This window comes from Streptomyces sp. NPDC051020 (assembly GCF_040683105.1).
GTDB lineage: Bacteria > Actinomycetota > Actinomycetes > Streptomycetales > Streptomycetaceae > Streptomyces.
In genome coordinates, this window is record NZ_JBFBCG010000034.1 from 79980 (window position 1) to 86280 (window position 6301).

Annotated in this window: 3 protein-coding genes; 1 reads left to right on the plus strand and 2 read right to left on the minus strand. The window is 67.1% G+C overall.

Annotation, left to right across the window (positions count from 1 at the left end; genetic code table 11):
- Positions 1-87 precede the first annotated feature (87 nt).
- Both murJ and AB0N06_RS20170 read right to left on the minus strand, forming a co-directional pair.
- Positions 88-2244: a murein biosynthesis integral membrane protein MurJ gene (murJ, locus tag AB0N06_RS20165; RefSeq protein ID WP_366136041.1), complete on the minus strand. Its 2157-nt coding sequence runs from the start codon at positions 2242-2244 to the stop codon at positions 88-90.
- Positions 2245-2293: 49 nt separating this feature from the next.
- A complete protein-coding gene (locus tag AB0N06_RS20170) occupies positions 2294-4591 on the minus strand; it encodes a DUF6049 family protein (RefSeq protein WP_366136042.1) in 2298 nt (765 codons plus the stop codon).
- Positions 4592-4774: 183 nt separating this feature from the next.
- On the opposite strand from AB0N06_RS20170, the gene AB0N06_RS20175 reads away from it, so the two are divergent.
- Positions 4775-6217 carry a CCA tRNA nucleotidyltransferase gene (locus tag AB0N06_RS20175; RefSeq protein WP_366136043.1) on the plus strand — a complete coding sequence of 481 codons (1443 nt, stop codon included), beginning with the start codon at positions 4775-4777 and terminating at the stop codon, positions 6215-6217.
- The last annotated feature ends 84 nt before the right edge of the window (positions 6218-6301 follow it).

Genomic DNA, 6301 nt, shown 5'->3' on the forward strand with positions numbered 1-6301 from the left:
TCTGCACAGTCACGCCAATTGTGCCCACACTCCAGCGCTATGCACGACACACGGAGAGCAGCGATGGTTGTGCGGGCCGATTGATCCTCAGCGTCCGAGCCGCCCGCGGACCATCCCGACCATGCCGTTGATCTCTTCGATCCGCATGCGCTTCGCCGCGATGAAGAAGACCCCCATCAGCACGGTTCCACCGCAGAGCAGGGCGACCAGCGAACCGAAGGCACCCTCGCCCAAGGCCTGGAGCAGTGCGAAGCCCGCGCCACCGCCCAGGATCGCCGCAGGGATCGCTGCGAGGCACAGACGGGCGTAGGTACGGACGACGTGTGCGCCGTCCAGGTCGCCGCCCAGCCGGTTGCGCAGCCGGCGCCAGGCGATGCCCACGCCGACGGCATAGGCCAGCCCGTACGAAGCCGCCATGCCGACGACCGCCCACTGGGCCGGAAGCACCACGTAGCAGAGAGCGGAAGCGGCGGCATTGACCCCGGCGACGATGACCGTGTTGTAGAAGGGCGTGCGGGTGTCCTCGTAGGCGTAGAAGCCACGGAGCACCACGTACTGCACGGAGTACGGGATGAGGCCGAGGGCGAACGCCATCAGGATGAAGCCCATGGACCTGGCGGCCTCGGTGCCGCTGGAGGAGTACAGCAGCGTGCACATCGGCACGCCCAGCGCGAGGAACGCGAAGGCGACTGGCACGATCGCCACGGCGGAGTTGCGCAGCCCCTGCGAGATGTCGTCGCGGACCGCGCCGGGGTCGTTGTCGTGGGCGGCCCGGGAGATACGGGGCAGCAGGGCTGCCATGACCGAGACGGTGATGATCGCCTGAGGCATGCCCCAGATCAGCTGCGCATTGGAGTAGGCGAGAAATCCCGTGCCGTTCCTGTCGGAAGCCTTGCCGGCGGCGGTTGCGAGCTGCGTGACGACCAGTACGCCGGCCTGGTTGGCGAAGACGAACAGAACGGTCCACTTGGCCAGCTTGACCGTCTTGCCGAGTCCATGGCCCTTCCAGTCGAAGCGCGGACGGAAGCGGAAGCCGGCCTCGCGCAGATACGGAATCATCGCCAGGGCTTGGACGACAAGGCCGAGCAGTGTGCCGATACCCAGCAGCCGGACGCCCTCCGGCGGAATCGTCTGCACACCCATGTGGGATTCGGCGGAGGTGCCGTAGACCCAGATGAACATGCCGAACGTGAAAATCATGACGATGTTGTTGAGGACCGGGGTCCACATCATCGCGCCGAACTTTCCGCGGGCGTTGAGGATCTGGCCCATCACCACGTGCACGCCCATGAAGAAGATGGTCGGCAGGCAGTATCGGGCGAAGGTGGTGGCCACATTGTCGGCCGCCGGATCGTTCGCGATCGTGCTCGACATCAGATGGATCAGCAGGGGAGCGGCGAAGACCGCGATCGCGACGATCACGCCGAGTGCGACCATGACGAGCGTGAGCAGGCGGTTGGCGTATGCCTCGCCGCCGTCCTCGTCATCCTTCATGGAACGGACGAGCTGAGGAACGAAGACCGAGTTGAGCCCGCCGCCCACGGTGAGGATGTAGATCATCGTCGGCAGCGTGTAGGCGACGGTGAAGCTGTCGCCGAGCAGCGCCGCGCCCAGCGCGGCGGTGATCACCAGGCTGCGGACAAAGCCGGTAAGACGGGACACGAGTGTGCCGGCCGCCATCACCGCGCTGGACTTCAGCAGGCTGGAGGCCCGGCCGCCGGACTTCGGCGGGGCGGGTGCCGGAGCCGGTTCTGGCTCGGACGGAGCGGGGGACCCGGCCGGGCCCTCCTGGTCCCGGAACAGGTGAGCGAACGCGTCCGGTTCCTTGTGGTGCTCGGATGCCTGGGTGACGAGGTCGTCCACGCCGACGAACTGCGTGGTCGCCGCGTCGTCCCCGTACGGCAGGTGCCGGGACGGGCCGTCGGGCTCGGGCGGCGGGGTCTGCGCCCAGATGCGTGGATCGGGGGCGTACTGCGCCGCAGGCGGCTGCTGGTAGAGCGGCTGCGGCGGCTGGTACATGCCAGGGGGTGGCGGCGGATGGGCGGCGCGGTCGTACAGCGCCTCGGCCACCGGGTCCTGGGCGGACAGATCGTGAGCGCGGTAAGGGTCGCGGTCGTACGTGTCCTGGACGTAAGGGTCGGGCGGCAGCGGCACCTGGCCCGGGCCAGGTGGCATCGGGGGGCCACCGGAAGAACCATCTCCGCCCGCACCCTGACCACGGTCACCGTCGTACGGCGCGTTCATCGAAACCCCACCTCATCGTCCCCGGCCGACCGGCCACGACAGACATCGCTCAACGGTCTACTTTCTCACCCGTGCCTGAAGGCCCCCCGCTTTCCGGACCGGTGTCCGGCGTCGGGTCACTCGGCTGCTCGGGTTCACCGCCGTCGTCCCCGGCCGGGCCGCTTGCGTTGGCGCGCTTGCGATGGGCGTACATCCTGATGCCTGCGAGGACCAGCAGCAGCAGCCCGCCGGCGATCACCAGCAACACGGTCGGTGTGACCTCGGAGACCTTTACCGTGAAGGTCATCTCTTCGCCGTACGGCATGCCGTCCTCGGTGTACAGCTGCGCCACAACCTGTACCTGGCCGTTGGCATTCGCAGCTGCGTCGAACTTCACGGACTGGCTGTGGCCACCGGCGATACGGATCGGCTTCTCGGCCACCGCGCCGCCGTTGTTCAGCTTGAGCCGCGTCGGGTTTTCCGACTTCAGCCGGAGCTCCAGATGATCGACATCCTGCAACAGCCTGTTCTGCACGGTCACAGGGATCGTGGCGCTGCGGCCGGACAACGTGACGTCCGACTTCGAGATGAGCTGCACCTCGTTGATGAGGCCCTGCAGATATGTGCGTACCGAGTCCCGGTACTGCTGTGCCTCCAACGGCCTGCCGCGCCAGGACGTCGACATGGCCCGGTTGATCGCGTTGCCGAAGGGGGTCACCACCCGCTCCGGCTGAGTGAGGATGACCTGGAAGCTGCCCAGCGAGACCTGGGTGGACTTGATGTCCTGGAAGGCTTGGGTGGGCAGCTCCTGGCTGCGGAGCCTCTTCGGGTATTGGGAGGTCCCGGGGACCCGCGTCGTCGCCTGGGCGTCGGGCTCGGCCTCGGCCGCGCCCACGAGGTCGAGAGGCTGCGTCCACCGTTCGTCGTCGAGGGCGTGCAGGGCGCGTGCCATCGACTGCGCCTGAGCGGCGGTCGGCATCCGTTGTGGCGCGATGACGATGCTGCGCTTGGTGTCCGTGTCCTGCTCGGTCAGCGCGAGGGTTGTGGCGAGGAACTTCTGAACGGCGAGAGTGGAATCCTCCGCACGCGACATGTCTCCCTCGAAGGCCTTGGAGAGCCGGGAGTCGGCCACGATGGCGTTGGTACCGCCACCGATCGGCCGGGCTGCGGTCGGTGTGTACGGCAGTTTCCCTGTTTCCTGGAGGCTGTCGCTGCGGGCGATCACGTTGTGGGCACCGGCCGACGTGGCGACATCAACGATCGAGGGGTCGATCGCGCCGTCGACCGGCCATGCGAAGTCGGTGGACGGCTTCACGTGCAGGATCGTCTCCACCGTTGTGCCGGCCACCTCGGTGGCGGTCTGCAGGTGGCTGAGAGTCCCCGAGACGTTCTTGCCGCGGTGTGCGATGGACGCAAGATCCGGATCGGCGAAGGGCAGCGCCACAACCTTGCTGTCCGCCACCGCCTTCTCCAGTGAGCTGAGCCACTGCTTGGCAACGGCCTGGTTCTTCCCGGGAACGGTGGTGTCGTCGACCTTGACGCGGTAGTTCCTCGCCATCGCATCGACGCTGGCCAGCAGATCCGGGTCGATCACCCAGGTGACGGGCAGCTGGCTGCCCAGCGAGACCATCTGGTCGAGGCGACCGCCCGGAGCGATCTCGGCCGCCAGGTTGTCATCGGCGAAGACCGGTGTCTGCTGCTCGTCCGAGCCGGTCTCGGCAGTGACATGGGGGGATGCGATCAGCGGCCAGAGATAGGTGACATCGGTCCTGGAACCGCTCTCCTCCGGCTGCCAGGGGAGGAAGGTGCGCTGGATTCCGAGCACCTGCTCGTACTGGGCGCGGGCGGTCTGCCCGGACAGGGAGACACCGAGCTGGTAGACACCTGCGTCGTCGAGTCCCAGCTTGTCGACAGGCACGGACAGCGTGAAGTCCTGGCTGATGCCCGAAGGGAGCTTTGCGAATTCCACCGTGTACTTACCGCCGATCGCTGCGGGATCGCTGCTGGGCATGTACCCGGTGCGCTCCGCGGCATCGTCGATCGATGTCCTGCTGAAGAGCCTCGGCCCGACACGCAGATCAACCCGGGCATCGGTGACCGATTCCTTGCTCCTGTTGGTCAGGGTGCCGGAGACGGTGAGGGTGTCCCCCTTGACCGGTGCACTGGGAGCCAGGGTGTCCAGGGACACATCGACGGTGCTGGAGCCGGTGGAATCCTTGCTCGCCACGTCGGCCCGCGCCGTGGGCGCGGCCGTGCCGGCCAGCAGCGCTGCCACGAGCGGTGCTGCGAGGACCAAGGATGCTGTGCGCCGCAGCCACCGGCGGGCAGGAGAAGGACTGATCCCCTGGATGTCTGCCGCCTCGGCCACGCGCCTACCCGTCCCTCGTCGTCGTCAGCTGCTGTCGATGGTTGTCGGTTGCTGCGTCCCCGCATGGTAACGATGTGCGCGGGGGCTAAGTGCTCGGGTGTGCGCTACATGATCGGGAGAGTCTTGCAGGGCGGAAAGAAACGATGACGCCTGGGCCGGTCCGGGCACGTACCCTTTTCTGTTGTGCCGAACGTCAATGAAGAGAATTCCAGTGCCCTGACCCAGGTGCAGCATCGCGCAGTCAGTGAGCTGCTTCGGGTCTCCCCGGTCGCCGACGACCTTGCCCGCCGATTCCAGGATGCCGGATTCAGTCTGGCCCTGGTCGGTGGCTCGGTCCGGGATGCGCTTCTCGGCAGGCTGGGGAACGACCTGGACTTCACCACTGACGCCCTGCCCGAGGACGTTCTGAAGATCGTGCGTCCATGGGCCGACTCGGTGTGGGAGGTCGGTATCGCCTTCGGCACAGTGGGCTGCCAGAAGAACGGCTACCAGATCGAAGTCACTACGTACCGGTCGGAGGCGTACGACAGGACCTCGCGTAAACCCGAGGTCTCCTACGGCGACTCCATCGAGGAGGACCTCGTACGCCGAGACTTCACGGTCAACGCCATGGCCGTCGCGCTGCCGCAGAAGGAATTCATCGACCCGCACGGCGGTCTGGAGGACCTGGCGGAGCGGGTGCTGCGCACCCCCGGGACACCCGAGGAGTCCTTCTCCGACGATCCCCTGCGCATGCTGCGTGCCGCGCGCTTCGCCGCGCAGCTGGACTTCGAGGTCGCTTCTGATGTCATCACCGCGATGACCGAGATGGCGGGCCGTATCGAGATCGTCTCCGCCGAGCGGGTCCGTGAGGAACTCAACAAGCTGCTGCTCTCCGCGCGCCCTCGCAAGGGACTGGCACTCCTGGTCGATACGGGACTGGCGCAGCGGGTGCTGCCGGAGCTGCCTGCGCTGCGGCTGGAAAGTGACGAGCATCACCGTCACAAGGACGTCTACGAGCACTCGCTGACCGTTCTGGAGCAGGCGGTCGACCTGGAGGAGGACGGTCCCGACCTGACTCTTCGGCTTGCCGCGTTGCTCCATGACATCGGTAAGCCGCGGACTCGGCGTTTCGAGAAGGACGGACGCGTCTCGTTCCATCACCACGAGGTGGTGGGCGCCAAGATGGTCAAGAAGCGCATGACGGAGCTCAAGTACTCCAATGACACGGTCAAGGACGTCGCGAAGCTGGTGGAGCTGCATCTGCGCTTCCACGGCTATGGCGACGGCGAGTGGACCGACTCCGCCGTCCGCCGGTATGTGCGGGATGCGGGCCCGCTGCTGGAGCGGCTGCACAAGCTGACGCGCTCGGACTGCACGACGCGGAACAAGCGCAAGGCCGGCGCGCTCTCGCGCACCTATGACGCGCTTGAGGAGCGCATCGCACAGTTGAAGGAGCAGGAGGAGCTGGACGCCATCCGGCCCGACCTGGACGGCAACGAGATCATGAAGACGCTGGGTGTCGGCCCTGGGCCGGTGATCGGCAAGGCGTACGCGTTCCTGCTGGAGATGCGGCTGGAGAACGGCCCGATGGGGCATGACGTGGCCGTCGCGGAGCTCAAGAAGTGGTGGGCCGAGCAGAGCTGAGCGTGGGGCCGGGGGGGGGGGGGGGGGGGGTGGGGTGGGGGGGGGGGGGGTGTTGTGCCCGGGATTCGGCGCTCCCTACGCCCC

Excerpts from the sequence above, each read along its gene's own strand:
- murJ (WP_366136041.1), bottom strand. The coding sequence starts at position 2,244 with ATGAACGCGCCGTACGACGGTGACCGTGGTCAGGGTGCGGGCGGAGAT.